Here is a 19,442-nt window from a genome sequence, read left to right on the forward strand (position 1 = left end):
CATCGACACGCGCTCGGGATTGAGGAAGCGTTCGAACAGCAGCCCCAGCTTGATCGGGTCGAGATCGGTGATCGTCAGCGACCACGCCACCACCGATCCCGCGCCCGATCCGCGGCCCGGCCCGACCGGGATATCGTGCGACTTCGCCCATTTGATGAAGTCGGCGACGATCAGGAAATAGCCGGGGAATCCCATCTGGATGATGACGTCCAGCTCGAATTCCAGCCGATCGCGATAGGCCTGCACCGTCTCGTCATCGGCGATCGCCCATTGCGCCAGCCGCGCGTCCAGCCCGGCGCGCGCCTGATCGCGCAGCATCTGCGCCTCCGCCGCCGGGTCGCCGGCCAGGCTGGGCAGGATCGGCTTGCGCTTGGGCGCCGCCACCGCGCACCGCTGCGCCACCACCAGCGTGTTGGCGATCGCTTCGGGCAGGTCGCCGAACAGCGAGCGCATCTCGGTCGCCGGCTTCATCCACGCATCGGGCGAGCTTTTCGGGCGATCCTCGCTCGTCACATAGGTCGAATTGGCGATGCACAGCATCGTGTCATGCGCTTCGTGGAAACCCGCTTCCGCGAAGCAGCACGGGTTGGTCGCAACCAACGGCAGGTCGCGATCATAGGCGAGATCGAGCAGCCCCGCCTCCGCCCGACCTTCGACCGCATCCAGGCGGCGGACGATCTCGACATAGAGCCGGCCGGGGAACAGCGCTTCCAGCCGATCGGCATAGGCGGCTGCGGCGTCCGACTGTCCGTCGGCAATCAACCGCGCGAGCGCGCCGTCGCTGCCCCCGGTCAGCGCGATCAGCCCGTCGGTGCGCCCGGCCAGCGCCTCAAGCTGCACGTGCGCGTCCAGCTCGATCGGGCGATCGAGATGCGCCATCGACACCAGCTGGCACAGATTGTCATAGCCCGCCTTGTCCTGGGCGTAGAGCGCGAGCCAGTCGATCGGCTGGGCGATATTCTCCGGCATCGGCCGCGCCACCGCGAGCAGCGTACCGACGATGGGCTGGACTCCGGCGTCACGGCACGCGTCGGAAAACGCCATCGCGGCATAGAGCCCGTTGCGATCCGCCAGCGCCACGGCCGGAAAGCCGAGCTCCTTCCCGCGCTTGGCGATCGCCTTCGGCTCGATCGCGCCCTCCAGCATGGTGTAGGACGAAAAGACCCTGAGCGGAACGAAACCCGAATGCGGCATCGCGCGACTATGGCAGGCGCGGCGCGTCGATGGAACCGCCCCGGGCCGGCTCCGGCCCCGCTATCCACAGATTTTCGGTCCCACCGGCACGACAAAGCGGGCGGAACCGACGGCAGGCCGTGTCGTTACGCTCCGCAGACGAAAGGGATAGCCTCATGTCGGCACGTTTCGACGCTCCCCACACCGGTCCGGGCTGGGGCTGGATCATGCTCTACGGCGTCGTCTCGGTGGTGCTGGGGTTGCTCGCCTTCGCCTGGCCGTTCGCGGCGACGTTGGCGGCGACCTTCGTCATCAGTTGCTTCTTCATCGCCGCGGGGCTCGTCTCGATCGCGGCGGGCGTCTTCGCTCCGGGGCACGAAGGTCGGCTCTACGCGATCGCGTTCGGCATCCTGTCACTCGTGGTCGGCGTGTTCATGGCGGCGCGGCCGATATCCGGCGCGGTATCGCTGACGCTGCTGGTCGAATTCTGGCTGATGGTGCGCGGCGTGATGGAGATCGGCTTCGGCATCCGTTTTCGCCGGCACCGCATGGCGATGATCACGCTGGGGGTGATCGACGTGCTGCTCGCGCTGTATATCCTGGCGATGCTGCCGCTCGCGGCGATGACGCTGCCCGGCTTCATCCTTGGCCTCAGCTTCCTGTTCGGCGGCGCGGTGGCGATCATGCAGGCGTTGGCGCACCGGCGCGGTGCCGCCGCCTTCGCGGTGCGCGAATAGGTCGCTACAGCAGTTTTTCGATATCGGCCGCGATATCGCCGGGTTTGGTGGTCGGCGCATAGCGTGCGACCACCGCGCCATCGCGGCCGATCAGGAACTTGGTGAAGTTCCACTTGATCGCCTCCGACCCGAGGATGCCGGGCGCCTCGTGCTTGAGGTGGCGCCACAGGGGCGCGGCGGCGTCGCCGTTGACGTCGACCTTGGCGAACACCGGGAAGGTGACATCATAGGTCAGCGAACAGAAGCTGGCGATCTCCGCGGCATCGCCCGGCTCCTGCCCGCCGAACTGGTTGCATGGAAAGCCGAGCACCGCGAAACCGCGCGCCTTATACTCACGATATAGCGCCTCCAGCCCTTCGTATTGCGGCGTGAACCCGCATTTCGAGGCGACGTTGACGATCAACAGCACCTGCCCGGCGTAGGCGCTGAGATCGGTTGCCGAACCGTCGGCCGCGGTAATGGCAATGTCGGTGAGGTCGGTCATTCCAGCATCCCGTCATGCAGCCGCACCACGCGGTCCATCCGCGCGGCGAGACGTTCGTTGTGGGTGGCGATCAGCGCCGCCGATCCCTGCCCGCGCACCAGCCGCAGGAACTCGCCCAGCACGATGTCGGCGGTCGCCTCGTCCAGATTGCCGGTCGGTTCGTCGGCCAGCACCAGCGCGGGACGGTTGGCGAGCGCACGGGCGACGGCGACACGCTGCTGCTCGCCCCCCGACAATTGGCTCGGCCGGTGAGTCAGCCGTTCACCCAGGCCGAGCGTGGAGAGCAGCGACGTCGCCCGCTCCTCCGCGTCCGCGCGGGCGGCGCCGTGGATCAGCAGCGGCAGCACGACGTTCTCCGCCGCGCTGAAATCGGGGAGCAGATGGTGGAACTGATAGACGAAGCCCAGCCGGTCGCGGCGGGTGATCGTGCGATCCGCGCTCGACAGCCGGGCGGCCTCGACCCCGGCGATGCGGATCGAGCCCTCGAACCCGCCTTCGAGCAGGCCCACCGCCTGCAACAGCGTCGACTTGCCCGATCCCGACGGGCCGAGCAGCCCGACGATCTCCCCCGGCGCGACGGTCAGGTCGATACCGCGCAGGACGTGGATGACGACGCCCGCCTGCGAAAAACTGCGCTTGAGGCCGGTGGTCTGGAGGACGGGCTCACTCATAGCGCAGCACCTGGACCGGATCGGTGCTCGCCGCCTTGTACGCCGGATAGAGCGTGGCGAGGAAGCTGAACAGGAATGCCATCGCGGCGATGCCCGCGACCTCGACCGGGTCGGTCTTGGCCGGCAGGTCGGTCAGGTAGCGCATCGACGGATCCCATATCTGCTGCCCGGTGACGAAACCGAGGAAGGTCACCACCTGTTGCCGGTACATCAGCACGATGAAGCCGAGCACCAGCCCGGCGCCGATGCCGACGCCGCCAATCGCGGTGCCGACGGTCATGAAGATCCGCATCAGCCCGCCGCGCGTCGCCCCCATCGTACGCAGGATGGCGATGTCGCGGGTCTTCGCCCGCACCAGCATGATCAGCGACGACAGGATGTTGAACACCGCAACCAGGATCAGGATCGACAGCACGGTGAAGGTCACCAGCCGATCGACCTTTAGCGCGTCGAACAGCTGGGCGTTCATCTGGCTCCAGTCGGTGAGCTCGCCGACGCGAACGATCTTTTCGGTCAGCGGCTTCAGGATCTCGCGCACCCGGTCCGGATCGACGGTGTCGATCTCGATCATGCCGACGCTGTCGCCCATCAGCAGCAGCGTCTGGGCGTCCTCCATCGGCATCACCACGAACGCCTTGTCATAGTCATAGACCCCGACCTCAAAGATCGCGCCGACGGTGTAGCTGACGATTCGCGGTACGGTGCCGAACGGTGTCGCCGGTCCCTGCGGACTGATCAGCTGGATCTCGCTGCCCTGGGTCGCCCCCAGCGATTGCGCCAGCCGGCTGCCGATCGCGATGGTGCCGCTGCCGGGCTTCAGGCTGTTGAGCGAGCCGACCACCACCTTGCCGTTCAGTGTCGGGTTGTCGAGGATGTCGGGGACGTTCATGCCGCGCACGATCACCGCCTCGACCCGGCCCGAATAACCGGCCATCAGCGGCTGTTCGACCAGCGGCGTCGCGCTGGTCACGCCGGGGGTGGCCTTCGCGTCCGCCAGCACCTGCCGCCAGTCGCGCAGCTGCCCACCATAGCCCTGGACGACGGCATGGCCGTTAAGCCCGACGATCTTGTCGAACAGCTCCGCGCGAAAGCCGTTCATCACGCTCATCACGATCACCAGCGCGGCGACGCCCAGCATCACCGCGACCAGGCTGATGGACGCGACCAGCGCGATAAAGGCCTCGCCACGGCCGGGAAGCAGGTAACGGCGCGCGATCATCCGTTCATAGCGCGACAGGAGCATAGGAAATCCTCCCCCACGGGACACGCGCGGGTTCGTCCACGGTCCTACGGTCCGGCCGGTCGCGGCGCAATCGGGCTGTTGCACGATTCCCACATTAGCTAGGCAATCGTCCGGCGCTGTTGTGAAGGACGATGACAAGCACAGGCGATGCGCCTACCCACCATCTCACTGGAACGCAGGCAACGGCCTCGGTTCGGGGAGGCTTCAAGCCCCGCTCATCTGGGAGGGTGAGTGTGCGGGCGGAAGCTGGACAATCAAGGGGGCTGACGAGTCATCGTCACGCAGGCGCCCGGGCCGGAAACGGTCCGGGCGTTTGCGATTCCGGCGTCCCTTTCAACATTTGTGGCGAAACGCGACCTTCGGTCTGTCCGGGCGGTCAGCGAACGCAAAAATCCAAAGCCGCGCGGGCCCTGGATTGTCGTTTGGCTGCCCCCCTCTCCCTGACGATTCACGGTGGCGTCATATGGGCAGGCGCCCCGGCGGTCAGGTAGGATACGAGGCGGCGCCGGAGAGCTTCCGGATCACACGGCGCCACCCCGCCCCTATCATCAGAACGTTTTGCTCAGCGTAAAACCGTAAGTGCGCGGATCGCCCGGCTGGCCGACGATCAGGCCGGTGCTGCCCGATTGCACCGCGAGCAGATCGAAATAGTCCTGATCGAAGGCGTTGCGCACCCACGCGAACGCATTCAGCCCGTCGCCGCGCCGCACTCCCAGCCGGAAGTTCGACAGCGAATAGCCGTTGATGTCGGTGTAGATCGACCGCGACGGGTTGGACGAATAGGTCGAGCGATAATTGCCGTCATAGCCGACATAGAGCTGCGCACCGCCGCCCAGCGGCGAGAACGGCACGTTATATTCCGCGCCATAGGAGGCCGCCCATTTCGAGATACCGGGCAGGATCTGACCCGAAATGTCGCAATTGGCGGGGCTGGCGGTGCCGCCGGCCAGCTCGGGCGGGCACGGCGCATCGCGGAACCGCGCGTATTTGGCATCGGTGAACGCGCCGCTGGCATAGGCGGTGAAGCGCGCGCTGGGGCGGATGTTGCCGTCGAATTCGACGCCGCGCACACGCACCTTTTCCGCATTGGCCAGATAGCCGCGAATCACGCCCAGCTGGCCGTTGGTCACCGTCGCCTGGAAATCGTCGACCTCGGTCCAGAAACCGGCGACGTTGAACGTGACGCGGCGATCGGCGAACTGGGTCTTCAGGCCGACTTCAAAGTGATTGACCTTCTCCGGCTTGACCGTGGCCGAACTCAGGATCGGGTTGTTGGCGGAATCGAGCGGAAGGCCCGACAGGTTGATGCCCCCCGACTTGAAGCTGCGCGCATAGGTCGCATAGCCGTGGAGGTTCGCCGCGAAATCGTATGACAGGGTGACGTCACCCGACACGTTCCAGTCGCTGAAGCGCGGATCATAGCTTTGTGGCGCCAGCACGCCGCGCTGGTCACTGTTGAGCGTGGTGCTGCCCGTGCCGGTGGTGACGACTGAGACGTAGGAACCGCTCTTCTTGTCGTAGTTCAGGCGTGCGCCCGGCTGGATGTGCAGCCCGGGCAGCACTTCCCAGTTGAGCTTGCCGAACACTGCGAAGCTGGTGTTGTCGAGCCCGATCGTGTTGGTCGATGTCAGTCCGTTGAGCACCGACGGATCGTTGGCGTTGGCGCTGGTCGGGTTGAGCAGCCACCGGCTCGCCGCCGAGCCCTGGACCTGCGATCCCTGGGTATCGATCGTCTGGTGGAAGTAAAAGGCACCCAGCGTGTACTGGAAACGTCCGTCGCCGTTCGACGCGAGACGCAGCTCCTGTGAGAACTGCTTCTGCTGCGACGGGTTCTGCGACACGGTGGTAATCGGCAGGCCGATATAGTCGCGGTCGTTGGCCGGCAGCCAATCCCAATAGCGCCACGCGGTGACCGACGTCAGCGTTGCCGGCCCGACATCCCAGTTGGCGACCAGCGACGCGCCGCCGACCTCCTGTCGCGAATTGATGTCGGCATCGAGATCGGTGACTCGGTCGAACGGGTTGGTGCTGGGCGGTGCATAGCCGAATGCGGCCGCCAGTTCGGCGTACTGTCGATTGGCCGGGCGCTGGGTGGCGCCGACACGCGCGTAATATTGGACGCAGCAATAGGGGTTCTGCACGCTGAAATCACCCGACACGCGCACATCGAGGTCAGGCGTCGCCTGCCACAGCAACTGCCCGCGCACCCCGAAATTGTCCTGGCGTTGCAGATACTCGTCGGTCCGAACGTTGTAGACCGTGCCGCGCCGGCTGGTGATCGACGTCGAGATCCGCACCGCCAGCTTGTCCGCCGCGATCGGCGCCGATGCCGATGCCTTGAGCTGGAACAGATTATAGTTGCCCAAGCTCACTTCGCCGCGCGCTTCGGGGGTGAAGCTGGGCGCGCGGGTGGTGACGTTGACCGCGCCCGCCGTGGTGTTCTTGCCATAGAGCGTGCCCTGCGGGCCGCGCAGCACCTCGACCCGGTCGACGTCGACGAAATCGAACGTCGAGGCGCCGATGCGGCCGATATAGACCTGGTCGATGTAAAGCCCGACGCCCTGCTCGATCCCGTCGTTGGTCAGCCCGAACGGCGCGCCCAGCCCGCGGATGTTGATCGCGGAGTTGCGCGGGTTGCTCGACACGAACTGCAGCGTCGGCTGCGCCTGCTGGAGCCGATTGATGTTGAACGCCCCCGTCGCCGACAGCGACGCGCCGCTGACCACCGACATCGCGATCGGTACGTCCTGTGCACTTTCCTCTCGGCGGCGCGCGGTGACGACGATGTCGCCGACATTGCCGGCGGTCGCCGCCTGCGACGGCGCCTCTTCCGGCGGTGCAAGCGACGGTCCGACCTGGAGCGTCGCCAAAAGCGCGAGCGTAATCGACATGAAATCCATCCCTTTTAACTAACATCTATACTCCGATGGAGTTAGTGTGAATTAGCCAGAAATTTGTCGTTGCGCGCGCTGAAGCTCCGCTTTCGAGCCAAGGATTTCAGCGGTTTCCGCCCTTGAAACGGCGGTGAAGCGACCCGATTTCAAGTTCGTGCGGCGCCGATCACGGGCCGCATCGTCACCGGGGCGCCGTGCTCGGGCTCCGGTTGCGACGTTCAATCTGCTCCCGATGGAGGTTTTGACTCATGCGTCAGTTCGATTTCACCCCCTACCGCCGCTCGACGGTTGGCTTCGATCGCTTGTTCGACATGCTGGAGGCCAGCGCCCGCGGCAGTTCCGGGGACAATTATCCGCCCTTCAACCTCGAACGCGTGAGCGACGATCGCTACCGCGTCACCCTGGCGCTCGCCGGCTTCAAGGCTGACGAGATCGACATCACCGCGCAGCAGAACCTGCTGCTGGTCGCGGGCAAGAAGGGCGACAGCAACGACAATTCGCCCACCCAGATGCTGCATCTGGGCATCGCCAACCGCAGCTTCGAGCGCCGGTTCGAGCTGGCCGATTTCGTCCGGGTCGCCAGCGCCGACCTGGCCGACGGGCTGCTCACCATCGAGCTGGTCCGCGAAATACCGGAGGCGATGAAGCCCAAGAAGATCGCGATCGGCACCGGCGCCGGCACTCCGGCCGAGTCCGCGATCGAGCACAAGGCCGTCGCGGCGGCGTAAGCCCTAGCGGCGCTTTGCTCCCTTTTAAGCGCCGTGGCTGAGGCGTCCGGACCACCGGTCCGGGCGCCTTTTGCTCGAATCCGCCGCGCTCGGCGCGGCGAGGATCACACCAGCCGCGATTGCCGCAGCGCCGCGCCGATGAAGCTGGCGAACAGCGGGTGCGGATCGAACGGCTTGGATTTCAGTTCGGGATGGAACTGCACACCGACGAACCAGGGATGGTCCGGCCGCTCGACGATCTCGGGAAGCTGGCCATCGGGCGACATGCCAGAAAACACCAGCCCGTTCGCTTCCAGGGAATCGCGGTAGCGCGTGTTGACCTCATAGCGGTGGCGGTGGCGTTCCGAAATCTCGGACGTGCCATAGATCGAGCCGACCACGCTGTTGCCGGCCAGAGTGGCCGGATAGGCGCCCAGCCGCATCGTCCCGCCCAGATCACCGCCCGATTCGCGCTTCTGGATGCCTTCCTCGCTCATCCATTCGGTGATGATGCCGACCACCGGCTCATCGGTCGGGCCGAATTCGGTGGAGGAAGCGCCGGCGATCCCGGCCTGGTTACGCGCGCCCTCGATGCACGCCATCTGCATCCCGAAACAGATGCCGAAATAGGGAATCTCACGCTCACGGGCGAACCGCACCGATGCGATCTTGCCCTCCGCCCCCCGCTCGCCGAACGCGCCGGGGACCAGGATCGCGTTGCACGGCTCGAGGTGGACCGGGATGTCGGCCTCGTCGCCCTCGAACAGCTCGGCGTCGATCCAGCGGATGTTGACCTTGACCCGGTTGGCGATGCCGCCGTGGACCAGCGCCTCGTTCAGCGACTTGTAGGCATCCTGCAGCCCGACATATTTGCCGACCACGCCGACTGTCACCTCCCCTTCCGGGTTGGTCAGCCGGTCCATGATGTCTTCCCACCGGCGCAGATCGGGCGATCCGGCGGAGGGCAGGCCGAACGCATCGAGCACGGCGGTGTCGAGCCCTTCGGCATGATATTGCAGCGGCACGCCGTAGATCGACCTGGCGTCGAGGGCCGGGATCACCGCGCTGGCCGGCACGTTGCAGAACAGCGCGATCTTGGCGCGTTCGCTTTCCGGCAGCGGCCGTTCGCAACGGCACACCAGCACGTCGGGCTGGATGCCCAGCCCGGTCATGTCGCGCACGCTGTGCTGCGTCGGCTTGGTCTTCAATTCGCCGGCGGCGGCGATGTACGGCACCAGCGTCAGGTGCACGAAACAGCTGTTGCCGCGGCCCAGATCATTCTTGAGCTGGCGGATCGCCTCCATGAACGGCAGCGATTCGATGTCGCCGACGGTGCCGCCGATCTCGCACAGCACGAAATCGAGGTCGTCGGTGTCGGCGCGGGCGAACTCCTTGATCGCGTCGGTGACGTGCGGGATCACCTGCACCGTCGCGCCCAGATAGTCGCCGCGGCGTTCCTTGGCGATGATCGTCTGATAGATCCGGCCCGACGTGATATTGTCGGACTGGCGCGCCGACACCCCGGTGAACCGTTCGTAGTGGCCAAGATCGAGGTCGGTTTCGGCCCCGTCGTCGGTCACATAGACCTCGCCATGCTGATACGGGCTCATCGTGCCCGGATCGACGTTGAGATAGGGGTCGAACTTGCGAATGCGGACCTTGTAGCCGCGCGCCTGCAGCAACGCCGCCAGGCTTGCCGCCATCAGACCTTTACCGAGCGAGCTGACCACGCCGCCGGTGATGAAAATATACCGCGCCATGGGATTCACCGCATAGGGGCGAACGACGCGGTCCGGCAAGCGCCCGAATCGGCGCCGCCCGATTTTCCGCGTCAATCGCCCGGAATTACTGCCGAAATTTACTGCCGGGTTTTACTGGACAAGCGGAACCGCGCCGTTGCCCGCGGCCGCATTGGCCTGCGCCGCCGCGGCGGCATTGGCCGCGGCACCGGCCAGCGCATCGTCGCCGACCGGGGGCTGCAACGGCGCGGTCGCCGCCGGCGGCGTATTGCCAGCCTGGCGCGCCAGGCTGGTGTCGATCGTGTTCGACTGGCGGGTCGCCGCCAGAAACGCCAGCGCGATGCTCATCAGCACGAACACGGTCGCCAGCACGGCGGTGGAGCGCGTCAGGAAATCGGCGGCACCGCGCGCCGACATCAGGCCCGACGGGCTGCCGGAGGAAGTCAGGCCGCCGCCTTCCGATCGCTGCATCAGGATGACGGTGACGAGCAGCGCGGCGACGATCGCCTGGACGACGAGCAGAAAGGTGAAAAGCATCGAGACCCAAGCCAGAATTCGAGGATGCACCGCACATAGGGGAGCGAATCGCCGCGATCAACCATAGCCGCCGCCGCATCGGGCGATTGGCGCCAAGGCGTATGCCCAAAACATTTCGCGAACGCACTGAAACCTCGCGCTTCACCCGACGTTGTCCCCCAAGATCAATCGCAGAGTCGAGAATTGGACGTGGGTGCCGTGAATGCCTTGCCGGAACAGTCGCTGTTCAAGTGGATGCACACCCTGGTCGACTATGTTCGATCGGGTGAGCCCGACCTCACCAACCGGCAGATGGCCCTGCTGATGCTGGTTTACCTGGATGCGGGGCCGCATACGGTGCGCGGATTAGCCCGCGCGCTCAACGTGTCCAAGCCCGTCGTAACGCGCGCCTTGAATCGACTGGGCGCGCTCGGCTATCTGCGCCGACAACGCGACGACGCCGACAAGCGTAACATCTTTGTCGCGCGTACCACCAAGGGGGCTGATTTTCTTGCAGAGTTCGGGCATTTCCTCGCCGGCGACGCCCCAGTCGGCACCCCGCACACCGACGCTCCCAGCCACGCACGCGCGTAAGCGTTTCGCGCTCGCCGGGCGCAGCCAGGCGTTCGATCCGCGCATCGACGCCGCGCGCGGCGACCTGGCCGACCTGCGTCTGGTCGACCGACTGTTCGCCCCCCACTATGTCGCCGCGATCCAGCGCAGCGCCGCGCGGCGCGTGCCGCTCTATGCCACTGTCGGCGGCGCGCCGCTGTCGGAGGTGCTGGCGGGCGAGCCGTTCGACGTGCTCGAATTGTCTGGCGACCATGCGTGGGGCGTCAGCCCGGTCGACGGCGCGGTCGGTTTCGTGGAGGTGACCGCGCTTGCCCCGGCGATCGACGCGACCCACATCGTCACCGGCACCGGCCTTCCCACGCTGCCGATGGGCAACCGGGTGACCGGTGATCAGGGGCGGTCGGCGGCCGACATCCGTCCACTGGATGCGCCGGTCGCGGATTATGTCAGCCTGGCCGAGCGACTGGTCGGCGTCCCGGCCGTGCCCGGCGGGCGGTCGGGCGCCGGGGTCGATTCGGGCGGCCTGCTCTTTCTGGCGCTATCGCTGGCGGGCACCCGCGCGCCACGCTTCGTCGATCTTCAGGCGACAATCGGCCATGCCGTGGGCGAGGACGCGCCGATGCTGCGCGGCGACCTTCTCTTTTTCGACGGTGCCGCCGCCGCGATCGCGGTGGACGAGACTCACGCGATCACCGTCACCGATCACGTCGTCCGGCGCAACATCGCCGAGATCGGCACGATCATCACACGCAGGAGGTTGCCCTGAAGCACAGCGTCTTCATCGACGGCGCGGCCGGCACGACCGGACTGGAGATTCGCGAACGGCTGAACGGGCGCGACGAGATCGCGCTGGTCACGCTCGACGACGCCCAGCGCAAGAACCCTGAGGCACGGCGTCAGGCGCTGAACGACGCCGCCTTCGTCATCCTGTGCCTGCCCGACGATGCCGCGCGGGAAAGCGTCGAGCTGATCGACAACCCGCGCACCCGCGTCATCGACGCGTCGACCGCGCACCGCGTCGCCGAAGGCTGGGCCTATGGCTTCGCGGAGCTGGAGCCGAGCCAGGCCGCGACGATCGCGGAGGCGGCGCGGGTGACCAACCCCGGCTGCTATCCAACCGGCTTTCTGGCGCTGGCGCGGCCGCTGGTGCGTGCCGGGCTGATCCCGGCCGACTGGGTGCTGAGCGTCAACGCCGCCTCCGGCTATTCGGGCGGCGGGCGTTCGATGATCGAGGAATTCGAATCGGGCGCGGCCACCACCGCCTGGCGCGGCTACGGCCTGTCGCTGGAGCACAAGCACGTACCGGAAATGCAGCGCCACGCGCGGCTCGAACACCCCCCCCTCTTCATGCCGGCGGTGGTCAACACCTATCGCGGCATGGTGGTGGAGGTGCCGCTGCCGCTCCACGCGCTGCCGCGCCGACCCAGCATCGAGGCGGTGACCGAGGTGCTGGAGGCGGCCTATCAGGGTAGTCCCGTCGTCCGGGTCGCCACCGACGCCCCGTCGCTGATCGGCATCGAACAGGATGCCGGCACCGACCGGCTGACGTTGCGCGTGCTGGGCAACGCCGGACGCGGGCAGGCGCGGCTGATCGCCACGCTCGACAATCTGGGCAAGGGCGCGGCCGGCGCGGCGGTGCAGAACCTGAACATCATGGCCGGGCTCGACCCGGTCGCCGGGCTGGTGCTCTGATAATCCAACGCGGGCGTCCGCGTCGGCTTGATCTTTCCGCCCCGTTGGTGTCGAGCGCACTCGAACGCGGGGCCGCGCGAACGGAGGCACAGGCACGATGACTCAATCCGTGGGAAAGCTGCTGCTGTTCGGCGCAACCGGGGATCTGGCGCAGCGCATGTTGCTGCCGTCGCTCTACGGCCTGCACGCCGACGGGTTGCTGCCGGCCGGGTTGACCATCACCGGCACCGCGCGATCGGACCATGACGACGCCGGCTACCGCGCGTTCGCCAAAAAGGCGCTCGACGAGTTCCTGCCCGCCGACCGCAAGGACGAAAGCGCGCTGGGCACGTTCCTCGACCGCCTGTCTTACCAGCCGGTCGACGCGACCAGGCAGGACGGCTTTCCCGCGCTGGCGGAAAAGGTCGGCGACGTGTCGGGTGGCCTCGCGATCTTCCTGTCGACCGCGCCGTTCCTGTTCGAACCGACGATCAAGGGGCTGGAGTCGGTCGGCCTGGCCGGCGACACGGTGCGGATCGGCCTGGAAAAGCCGCTCGGCCACGACCTGGCGTCCAGCCGCGAAATCAACGACGCGGTCGCCTATGCCTTTCCGGAGGACCGCACCTTCCGCATCGACCATTATCTAGGCAAGGAAACCGTCCAGAACATCCTGGCGCTGCGCTTCGGCAATTCGCTGTTCGAGCCGGTGTGGAACGCGCGCGGCATCGATCACGTCCAGATCACCATCGCCGAGACCGTCGGGCTGGAGGATCGCGCCGGCTATTACGAGACCGCCGGGGCGCTGCGCGACATGGTGCAGAACCACATGCTGCAATTGCTCGCGCTGGTGGCGATGGAGCCGCCCGCCCGGTTCGACGGCACCGCGATCCGCGATGAAAAGGTCAAGATCCTGCGATCGCTCCGCCGGATCACCCCGGCCGAGGCCCCGCACCTGACCGTCACCGGCCAATATGGCGCCGGCGCGGTCGATGGAAAGATCGTCAAGGGCTATGACGAGGAACTGGGCAAGGATTCGAACGTCGAGACGTTCGTCGCGATCAAGGCGCACGTCGACAATTGGCGGTGGCAGGGCGTTCCCTTCTACCTGCGCACCGGCAAACGGCTGCCCCAGCGCCACAGCGAGATCGCGATCCAGTTCAAGGGCGTGCCGCACTCGATCTTCGCCGATCGCGGCGGACTGCTTCAGCCCAACACGCTGGTGATCCGGCTCCAGCCCGACGAATATGTGCGCCTGTTGGTGATGGCCAAGCAGCCCGGCCTCGACCGCGACGGCATCCGCCTGCGCGAGGTGCCGCTCAACCTGAGCCTCGACACCGAATTCGCCGGCACGCGCCGGCGCATCGCCTATGAACGGCTGCTGCTCGACCTGATCGAGGGCGACCCGACGCTGTTCGTCCGCCGCGACGAGGTGGAGGCGCAGTGGCAATGGATCGACGCGATCCGCGCAGGCTGGGAAGCGAACGACATCAAGCCCAAGCCCTATCCCTCGGGAAGCTGGGGGCCGTCGGCGGGCATCGCGCTGACCGAGCGCGACGGGGTGAGCTGGACCGAATAGCTGCTTGAACGCCCCATCACCAATTTGAAAATACAGGAAAATATTGGAATGACCGACGAAATCGAATGGTGGGACTATGACAGCATCGAGGAGATGGCGGAGGCCGTCGCCGGCGACATAGGCTTCGTCATCGAAAGCGCGATCGACGCTCGCGGCGCCGCGGTGATCGCGCTGGCCGGCGGCAAGACGCCGCTGCCGATCTATCAGCAACTCGCCAAGGCCAAGCTCGACTGGTCGCGCGTCACCATCGTGCCCGGCGACGAACGCATCGTCCCGCTGGGCGATCCGCTGTCCAACGTCACCGCGATCGGCAAGGTGTTCCTGCCCAAGAAGGCACGGGTGATCCCGCTGGTGAGCGCCACCGCCCCCGATTACAAGGCGGCCGGGCGCGCAGCCGACGCCTTGCTCCAGGATCTCCACTGGCCGCTCGACCTGTGCCTGCTCGGCGTCGGCGCCGACGGCCATTGCGCGTCGATCTTCCCCGGCCCCGACTTCGACGAGGCGCTAAACGGCCCCAACGAACGCCGCGCGCTGGGCGTCATGCCCGATCCGATGCCGTCCGAGGCGCCGGTGGCGCGAGTCACGCTCAGCCGCGCCGCGATTGCCTCCGCCCGCGCGCTGACCATCGCCATCACCGGTGACGCCAAGCGCCAGGTGGTCGAGGAAGCGATCAAGGCCGGCGCGGCCTCCCCACACCCGATCGGGCGAGTGCTGGCCGACGTCGAACTGCCGGTCGACATCCACTGGGCCGCATAGGCATATAGTTTTTCCCGTTCGCCCTGAGCATGTCGAAGCGCCACCCTTCTTCGGAAGCGAGTAAAAGGCTTCGATAAGGCGAAACCCGCAGGCGCACACGAAGGCACAACCGGAACGGAGCAGGACACTAGGCCGATGGTTCACCTCCACCCCGAAGTCGCCGCCGTCACCGACCGCATCATCGACCGGTCGCGTGCCGGCCGCGCCGCCTACCTCGGGCTGATGGCGGGCCAGCGTGCCGCCGGCGGCGACCGGCCTACGCTGGGCTGCGCCAACCTCGCGCACGGCTATGCCGGCACCGACGAACAGCGCGAGACGATGAAGGCCGGCGGCTGCATGAACATCGGGATCGTAACGGCTTACAACGATATGTTGTCGGCCCATGCGACCTATTATCGTTACCCCGAACAGCTGAAGATCTGGGCGCGGGAGGCCGGTGTGACCGCACAGGTCGCGGGCGGGGTGCCGGCGATGTGCGACGGCGTGACCCAGGGCTACGCCGGCATGGAACTGTCACTGTTCAGCCGCGACACCATCGCACTGTCGACCGCGATCGCGCTCAGCCACGGCCTGTTCGAGGGCGCGGCGCTGCTCGGCATCTGCGACAAGATCGTGCCCGGCCTGCTGATGGGCGCGCTGCGGTTCGGCCACCTGCCGATGGTGCTGATCCCCGGCGGCCCGATGCGGTCGGGGCTGCCCAACAAGGACAAGGCGGCGGTGCGCGAACGCTTTGCCGAGGGCAAGGCCAGCCGCGACGAGCTGCTCGACGCGGAAATCGCCGCCTATCATTCAAAGGGCACCTGCACCTTCTACGGCACCGCCAATTCCAACCAGATGATGGTGGAAGCGATGGGGCTGCACATCCCCGGCGCCGCCTTCGCCAACCCCGGCACCAAATTGCGCCAGGAATTGAACCGTGCCGCGATCCAGCGGGTCGCGGAAATCGGCTGGGACGGCGACGATTACCGACCGCTCGGCGCCTGCGTCGATGAACGTGCGATCGTCAACGCGGCGGTGGCGCTGCTGGCGACCGGCGGATCGACCAACCACCTGATCCACCTGCCCGCGATCGCCCGCAGCGCCGGAATCATCATCGACTGGGAGGATTTCGACCGGCTGTCGCGCGTGGTGCCGCTGCTGGCGCGAGTCTATCCCAACGGATCGGCCGACGTGAACGCCTTTGAGGATGCCGGCGGCCCGCCGTGGATCATCCGCGAATGCCTGCGCGGCGGATTGATGCACGGCGATATTCTGAGTGTTTCGGGCGATTTCAGCGACTACGGCCGCAAACCTGTCATCGACAATGATGTGTTGACCTGGGCCAACCTGCCCGAAGCGAGCCCCGACGCCAGCGTTAACCGCCCGGTCACCGACCCGTTCCAGCCCGAGGGCGGCTTCCGCATCCTGGCAGGCAATTTGGGCCGCGCGTGCATCAAGGTATCGGCGGTCGAGCGCGATCGCTGGGTGATCGAGGCGCCGGCGCGGGTGTTTTCGGATCAGGCGGCGGTGCAGGACGCCTTTCGCGCCGGCGAGCTCGACCGCGACGTCGTCGTCGTCGTCCGCTTCCAGGGACCGCAGGCGAACGGGATGCCCGAACTGCACAAGCTGACGCCGCCGCTGGGCGTGCTCCAGAATCGCGGTTTCCGCGTCGCGCTGGTCACCGACGGCCGCATGTCGGGGGCGAGCGGGAAGGTGCCCGCCGCAATCCACCTGTCGCCAGAGGCACTGGGCGGCGGCGCGATCGCCCGGCTGCGCGATGGCGATATCGTCCGGCTCGATGCCGAAGCGGGTACGCTCGACGCGCTGGTCGATGCCGCCGAATGGGCCGCGCGCGCGCCGGCCGAGGCGCCGCCCGCGCCGCTGGGCACCGGGCGCGAACTGTTCGCGATCATGCGGCGCGGCGTCTCGACGGCGGAGCAAGGCGCGTCCGCGATGCTGGCGGAGATGGGCGCGTGACCTCGGTCGTCGCGGTCGATATCGGCGGCACCCATGCGCGCTTCGCGATCGCCGAGGTCGAGGGCGGCCGCGTCATGCGGCTGGGCGAACCCGAAACGCTCAAGACCGCGGAGCATGCCAGCCTGCAAACCGCGTGGCAGCGGTTCGCGCGCGATCACGGCAAGCCCCTGCCCCGCGCCGCCGCGATCGCCGTCGCCTCGCCGGTCGGTGGCGATCTCATCAAGCTGACCAACAATCCGTGGATCATTCGCCCCGCGCTGATCTCCGAGCGGCTCGACGTCGACGATTACGTCCTGATCAATGATTTCGGCGCGGTCGGCCATGCCGTGGCGCAGGTCGAGGACGACCAGTTCATCCACCTGTGCGGGCCGGACGCGCCGCTGCCGCCACGCGGATCGATCACCGTCTGCGGCCCCGGCACCGGCCTGGGCGTCGCGCAGGTGTTTCGCACCGCCGATCGCTATCATGTGATCGAGACCGAGGGCGGCCACCTCGATTTCGCCCCGCTCGACGGGATCGAGGATGCGATCGTCAAGCGGCTGCGCGCCACCTACACCCGCGTCTCCAACGAACGGATCGCCGCCGGCCCCGGCATCGTTGCCATCTACGAAACGCTGGCGGAGATCGAGGGGCGCCCGGTCGCCCGCCACGACGACAAATCGCTGTGGACACTGGCGCTGGAGGGAACGGACAGCCTGGCGACCGCCGCGCTCGACCGATTCTGCCTCAGCCTGGGCGCTATCGCAGGCGACCTCGCGCTCGCACACGGGCCAAAGGGCGTGGTGATCGCCGGCGGGCTTGGCCTGCGGCTCAGGAACCGGCTGCTGACATCGGGCTTCGGCGAGCGATTCGTCGCCAAGGGGCGATTCCGCTCGCTGATGGAATCGATTCCGGTCAAGCTGATCACCCACCCCCAGCCGGGCCTGTTCGGCGCCGCCGCCGCCTATGCGCAAAAGATCGAGGGACTGCACCAATGAGCGATATCGAAGCGATCATGCGGACCGGCCCGGTGATTCCGGTGCTGGTGATCGACGATGCCGCCACCGCCGCCCCGCTGGCCGAGGCGCTGGTGCGCGGCGGGCTGCGCGTGCTGGAGGTGACGCTGCGCACCCCCGCCGCGCTCGACGCGATCCGCGAAATGAAGCAGGTGCCGGGCGCGATCGTCGGGGCGGGCACGGTGGTCTCGACCGCGCAGTTCGACGCGGTGATGGACGCGGGCGCGGAGTTCATCGTCTCGCCCGGCCTGACCGAGACATTGGGCCGCCCGATCGTCGACAGCGGCGTCCCCTTCCTGCCCGGCGTCGCCACCGCCGGCGACATCATGCGCGGCTACGACCTCGGCCTGCGCCACTTCAAATTCTTCCCGGCGGAGACTTCGGGCGGGTTGAAGGCATTGACGGCGCTCGCGGCACCGTTCCATGAGGCGCAATTCTGCCCGACCGGGGGCATCACCCCCGCCAGCGCGGCTGAGTGGTTGGCGTTCGCCCCGGTACGGTGTGTCGGCGGAAGCTGGGTGACGCCCAAGGGTGCGGACATGGCCACGGTCGAGGCGCTGGCCCGCGAAGCGAGCGCGCTGGCGCGATGATTCCCTTTTCGCTTTGGGCGCTGCTCTTCACGGGCATCTTTTGCCTGGCACGATCAGCCGCCGATTTACGCGCGCGGCGTTTTCTGTGGGGTGGGCTTGGTTTGCTCGCGGGCGCGGCTACCCTGATCGTTCCGATTCCCACCCATGCGGTGAAGGTCGACATCCCCCTCGCTGCGAAATGATGATCCGGGGGGTTCAGATTCCCTTCGCCGCCCGGTAGGCGCGCCACTTAACGACGTTGGCGTTGTGCTGGTCCAGCGTGTCGGCGAACACATGTCCCCCGGTGCCGTCCGCGACGAAATACAGCGCGTTGGACTGCGCCGGATCGAGCACCGCGTCGATACTCGCCCGGCCGGGATTGGCGATCGGACCGACCGGCAGCCCGTTCATCGCATAGGTGTTATAGCCGTTCTTCGCATCCAACTCCGACCGCAGGATGCGCCGGCCCAGCGGCCTGCCCTTGGTGATCGGATAGATCGTCGTCGGATCGGCCTGAAGCGGCATCCCGCGTTTCAGCCGGTTCGAATAGACCGCCGCCACCAGCCGGCGTTCGGCGGGCTTGCCCGTTTCCTTCTCGACGATCGAGGCCAGGATCAGCGCCTCCTGCGGGGTCTTGACCGCGATGCCCGGCTTCCGCTTTGCCCAGGCCTGCGCCAGATAGGCGTCCATCGCCTTCTGCATCCGTTCCAGCACCTGCTGCCGGCTACCGCCGCGATCATAGCCATAGCTGTCGGGCAGCACCGATCCCTCGGCCGGGATGCCGACCGGGCCGGTCAGTTGCGGCGCCTTCATCAGCGCCTCCTGCACCAGCACCGCCGGCCAGCCTTCGGGCACCATCACAAAGCGTTGCAGCGTCTTGCCGCCTTGCAACAGCTTGAGGATATCGGCCTGGCTGAGGTGCGCGGGGATGCTATACTCGCCGGCGCGGATCGGCGTCGACCCGCCGAACAGCTTCGAAAGCATCAGGAAGCGCCGCGCCGACGGAATCGCGCCCGCCTTCTCCAACTCGGTCGCCGCGCGTGACAGGCTCGCCCCTTCAGGGATCAGCACGCTCAGGTCGCGCGGCGCCGGCCCCGCCCCGCCCCAGCTCTGGGCGACCAGGAACAGTGCCAATATCGCCAGCAGGCCCGCCAGCAACCCAACGCAGCCGAGCCTGCGCAC

The 19,442-nt window shown here is 67.1% G+C and carries 18 protein-coding genes; 10 read left to right on the top strand and 8 right to left on the bottom strand.

The window, feature by feature from the left end:
• Positions 1–1,194, bottom strand: a 1,194-nt coding sequence (locus tag VNR91_RS04950) for a PHP domain-containing protein (RefSeq protein WP_325489674.1), incomplete at its 3' end; no start/stop codon positions are given.
• Between the two features lie 155 nt (positions 1,195–1,349).
• Between VNR91_RS04950 and VNR91_RS04955 the strand changes: the two genes are divergently transcribed.
• Positions 1,350–1,910, top strand: coding sequence for an HdeD family acid-resistance protein (locus tag VNR91_RS04955; RefSeq protein WP_325489675.1), 561 nt, complete (start codon positions 1,350–1,352; stop codon positions 1,908–1,910).
• A gap of 4 nt (positions 1,911–1,914) precedes the next feature.
• Here VNR91_RS04955 and VNR91_RS04960 read toward each other — a convergent pair whose 3' ends face one another.
• The 4 genes from VNR91_RS04960 to VNR91_RS04975 form a co-directional block, all read right to left on the bottom strand.
• The gene (locus VNR91_RS04960; RefSeq protein WP_325489676.1) at positions 1,915–2,394 is read right to left on the bottom strand and encodes a glutathione peroxidase; all 480 of its coding nucleotides are present in this window, start codon (positions 2,392–2,394) and stop codon (positions 1,915–1,917) included.
• A complete protein-coding gene (locus VNR91_RS04965; RefSeq protein WP_325489677.1) occupies positions 2,391–3,065 on the bottom strand; it encodes an ABC transporter ATP-binding protein in 675 nt (224 codons plus the stop codon). The genes VNR91_RS04960 and VNR91_RS04965 overlap by 4 nt, the downstream gene beginning before the upstream one ends.
• Positions 3,058–4,308: a lipoprotein-releasing ABC transporter permease subunit gene (locus tag VNR91_RS04970; RefSeq protein WP_325489678.1), complete on the bottom strand. Its 1,251-nt coding sequence runs from the start codon at positions 4,306–4,308 to the stop codon at positions 3,058–3,060. The genes VNR91_RS04965 and VNR91_RS04970 overlap by 8 nt, the downstream gene beginning before the upstream one ends.
• A 548-nt stretch (positions 4,309–4,856) precedes the next feature.
• Positions 4,857–7,199, bottom strand: coding sequence for a TonB-dependent receptor (locus tag VNR91_RS04975; protein WP_325489679.1), 2,343 nt, complete (start codon positions 7,197–7,199; stop codon positions 4,857–4,859).
• A 251-nt stretch (positions 7,200–7,450) separates the two neighbouring features.
• On the opposite strand from VNR91_RS04975, the gene VNR91_RS04980 reads away from it, so the two are divergent.
• A complete protein-coding gene (locus VNR91_RS04980; protein ID WP_325489680.1) occupies positions 7,451–7,930 on the top strand; it encodes an Hsp20 family protein in 480 nt (159 codons plus the stop codon).
• Positions 7,931–8,034: 104 nt separating this feature from the next.
• Here the strand turns inward: VNR91_RS04980 and VNR91_RS04985 are convergent, their stop codons facing one another.
• Both VNR91_RS04985 and secG read right to left on the bottom strand, forming a co-directional pair.
• On the bottom strand, positions 8,035–9,669 hold the full coding sequence (locus tag VNR91_RS04985; RefSeq protein WP_325489681.1) for a CTP synthase: 1,635 nt from the start codon (positions 9,667–9,669) through the stop codon (positions 8,035–8,037).
• A 111-nt stretch (positions 9,670–9,780) separates the two neighbouring features.
• Entirely contained in the window at positions 9,781–10,185 is a 405-nt protein-coding gene (gene secG, locus VNR91_RS04990; RefSeq protein ID WP_325489682.1) for a preprotein translocase subunit SecG, read from the bottom strand.
• A 234-nt stretch (positions 10,186–10,419) separates the two neighbouring features.
• Between secG and VNR91_RS04995 the strand changes: the two genes are divergently transcribed.
• The 8 genes from VNR91_RS04995 (at position 10,420) to eda (ending at position 18,281) form a co-directional block, all read left to right on the top strand.
• Positions 10,420–10,758 carry a MarR family transcriptional regulator gene (locus VNR91_RS04995; protein ID WP_325489701.1) on the top strand — a complete coding sequence of 113 codons (339 nt, stop codon included), beginning with the start codon at positions 10,420–10,422 and terminating at the stop codon, positions 10,756–10,758.
• On the top strand, positions 10,676–11,503 hold the full coding sequence (locus VNR91_RS05000) for a hypothetical protein (RefSeq protein ID WP_325489683.1): 828 nt from the start codon (positions 10,676–10,678) through the stop codon (positions 11,501–11,503). The genes VNR91_RS04995 and VNR91_RS05000 overlap by 83 nt, the downstream gene beginning before the upstream one ends.
• Complete coding sequence (gene argC / locus VNR91_RS05005; protein WP_325489702.1) at positions 11,500–12,429, top strand: N-acetyl-gamma-glutamyl-phosphate reductase; 930 nt, start codon at positions 11,500–11,502, stop codon at positions 12,427–12,429. Before VNR91_RS05000 ends, argC begins: the two co-directional genes overlap by 4 nt.
• Before the next feature lie 97 nt (positions 12,430–12,526).
• Positions 12,527–13,984: a glucose-6-phosphate dehydrogenase gene (gene zwf, locus VNR91_RS05010; protein WP_325489684.1), complete on the top strand. Its 1,458-nt coding sequence runs from the start codon at positions 12,527–12,529 to the stop codon at positions 13,982–13,984.
• Between the two features lie 48 nt (positions 13,985–14,032).
• Positions 14,033–14,740: a 6-phosphogluconolactonase gene (gene pgl, locus VNR91_RS05015; protein ID WP_325489685.1), complete on the top strand. Its 708-nt coding sequence runs from the start codon at positions 14,033–14,035 to the stop codon at positions 14,738–14,740.
• Positions 14,741–14,875: 135 nt separating this feature from the next.
• Positions 14,876–16,696, top strand: a complete 1,821-nt coding sequence (gene edd, locus VNR91_RS05020; protein ID WP_325489686.1) for a phosphogluconate dehydratase — start codon at positions 14,876–14,878, stop codon at positions 16,694–16,696.
• On the top strand, positions 16,693–17,673 hold the full coding sequence (glk, locus tag VNR91_RS05025) for a glucokinase (RefSeq protein ID WP_325489687.1): 981 nt from the start codon (positions 16,693–16,695) through the stop codon (positions 17,671–17,673). Before edd ends, glk begins: the two co-directional genes overlap by 4 nt.
• Positions 17,670–18,281 (top strand): bifunctional 4-hydroxy-2-oxoglutarate aldolase/2-dehydro-3-deoxy-phosphogluconate aldolase, encoded by a 612-nt coding sequence (eda, locus tag VNR91_RS05030; protein WP_325489688.1) that lies wholly within the window; start codon positions 17,670–17,672, stop codon positions 18,279–18,281. The genes glk and eda overlap by 4 nt, the downstream gene beginning before the upstream one ends.
• A 195-nt stretch (positions 18,282–18,476) precedes the next feature.
• On the opposite strand, the gene mltG is transcribed toward eda, so the two are convergent.
• Positions 18,477–19,442 carry an endolytic transglycosylase MltG gene (gene mltG / locus VNR91_RS05035; protein WP_325489689.1) on the bottom strand — a complete coding sequence of 322 codons (966 nt, stop codon included), beginning with the start codon at positions 19,440–19,442 and terminating at the stop codon, positions 18,477–18,479.

Source organism: Sphingomonas sp., assembly GCF_035555815.1.
Taxonomy (GTDB): domain Bacteria; phylum Pseudomonadota; class Alphaproteobacteria; order Sphingomonadales; family Sphingomonadaceae; genus Sphingomonas.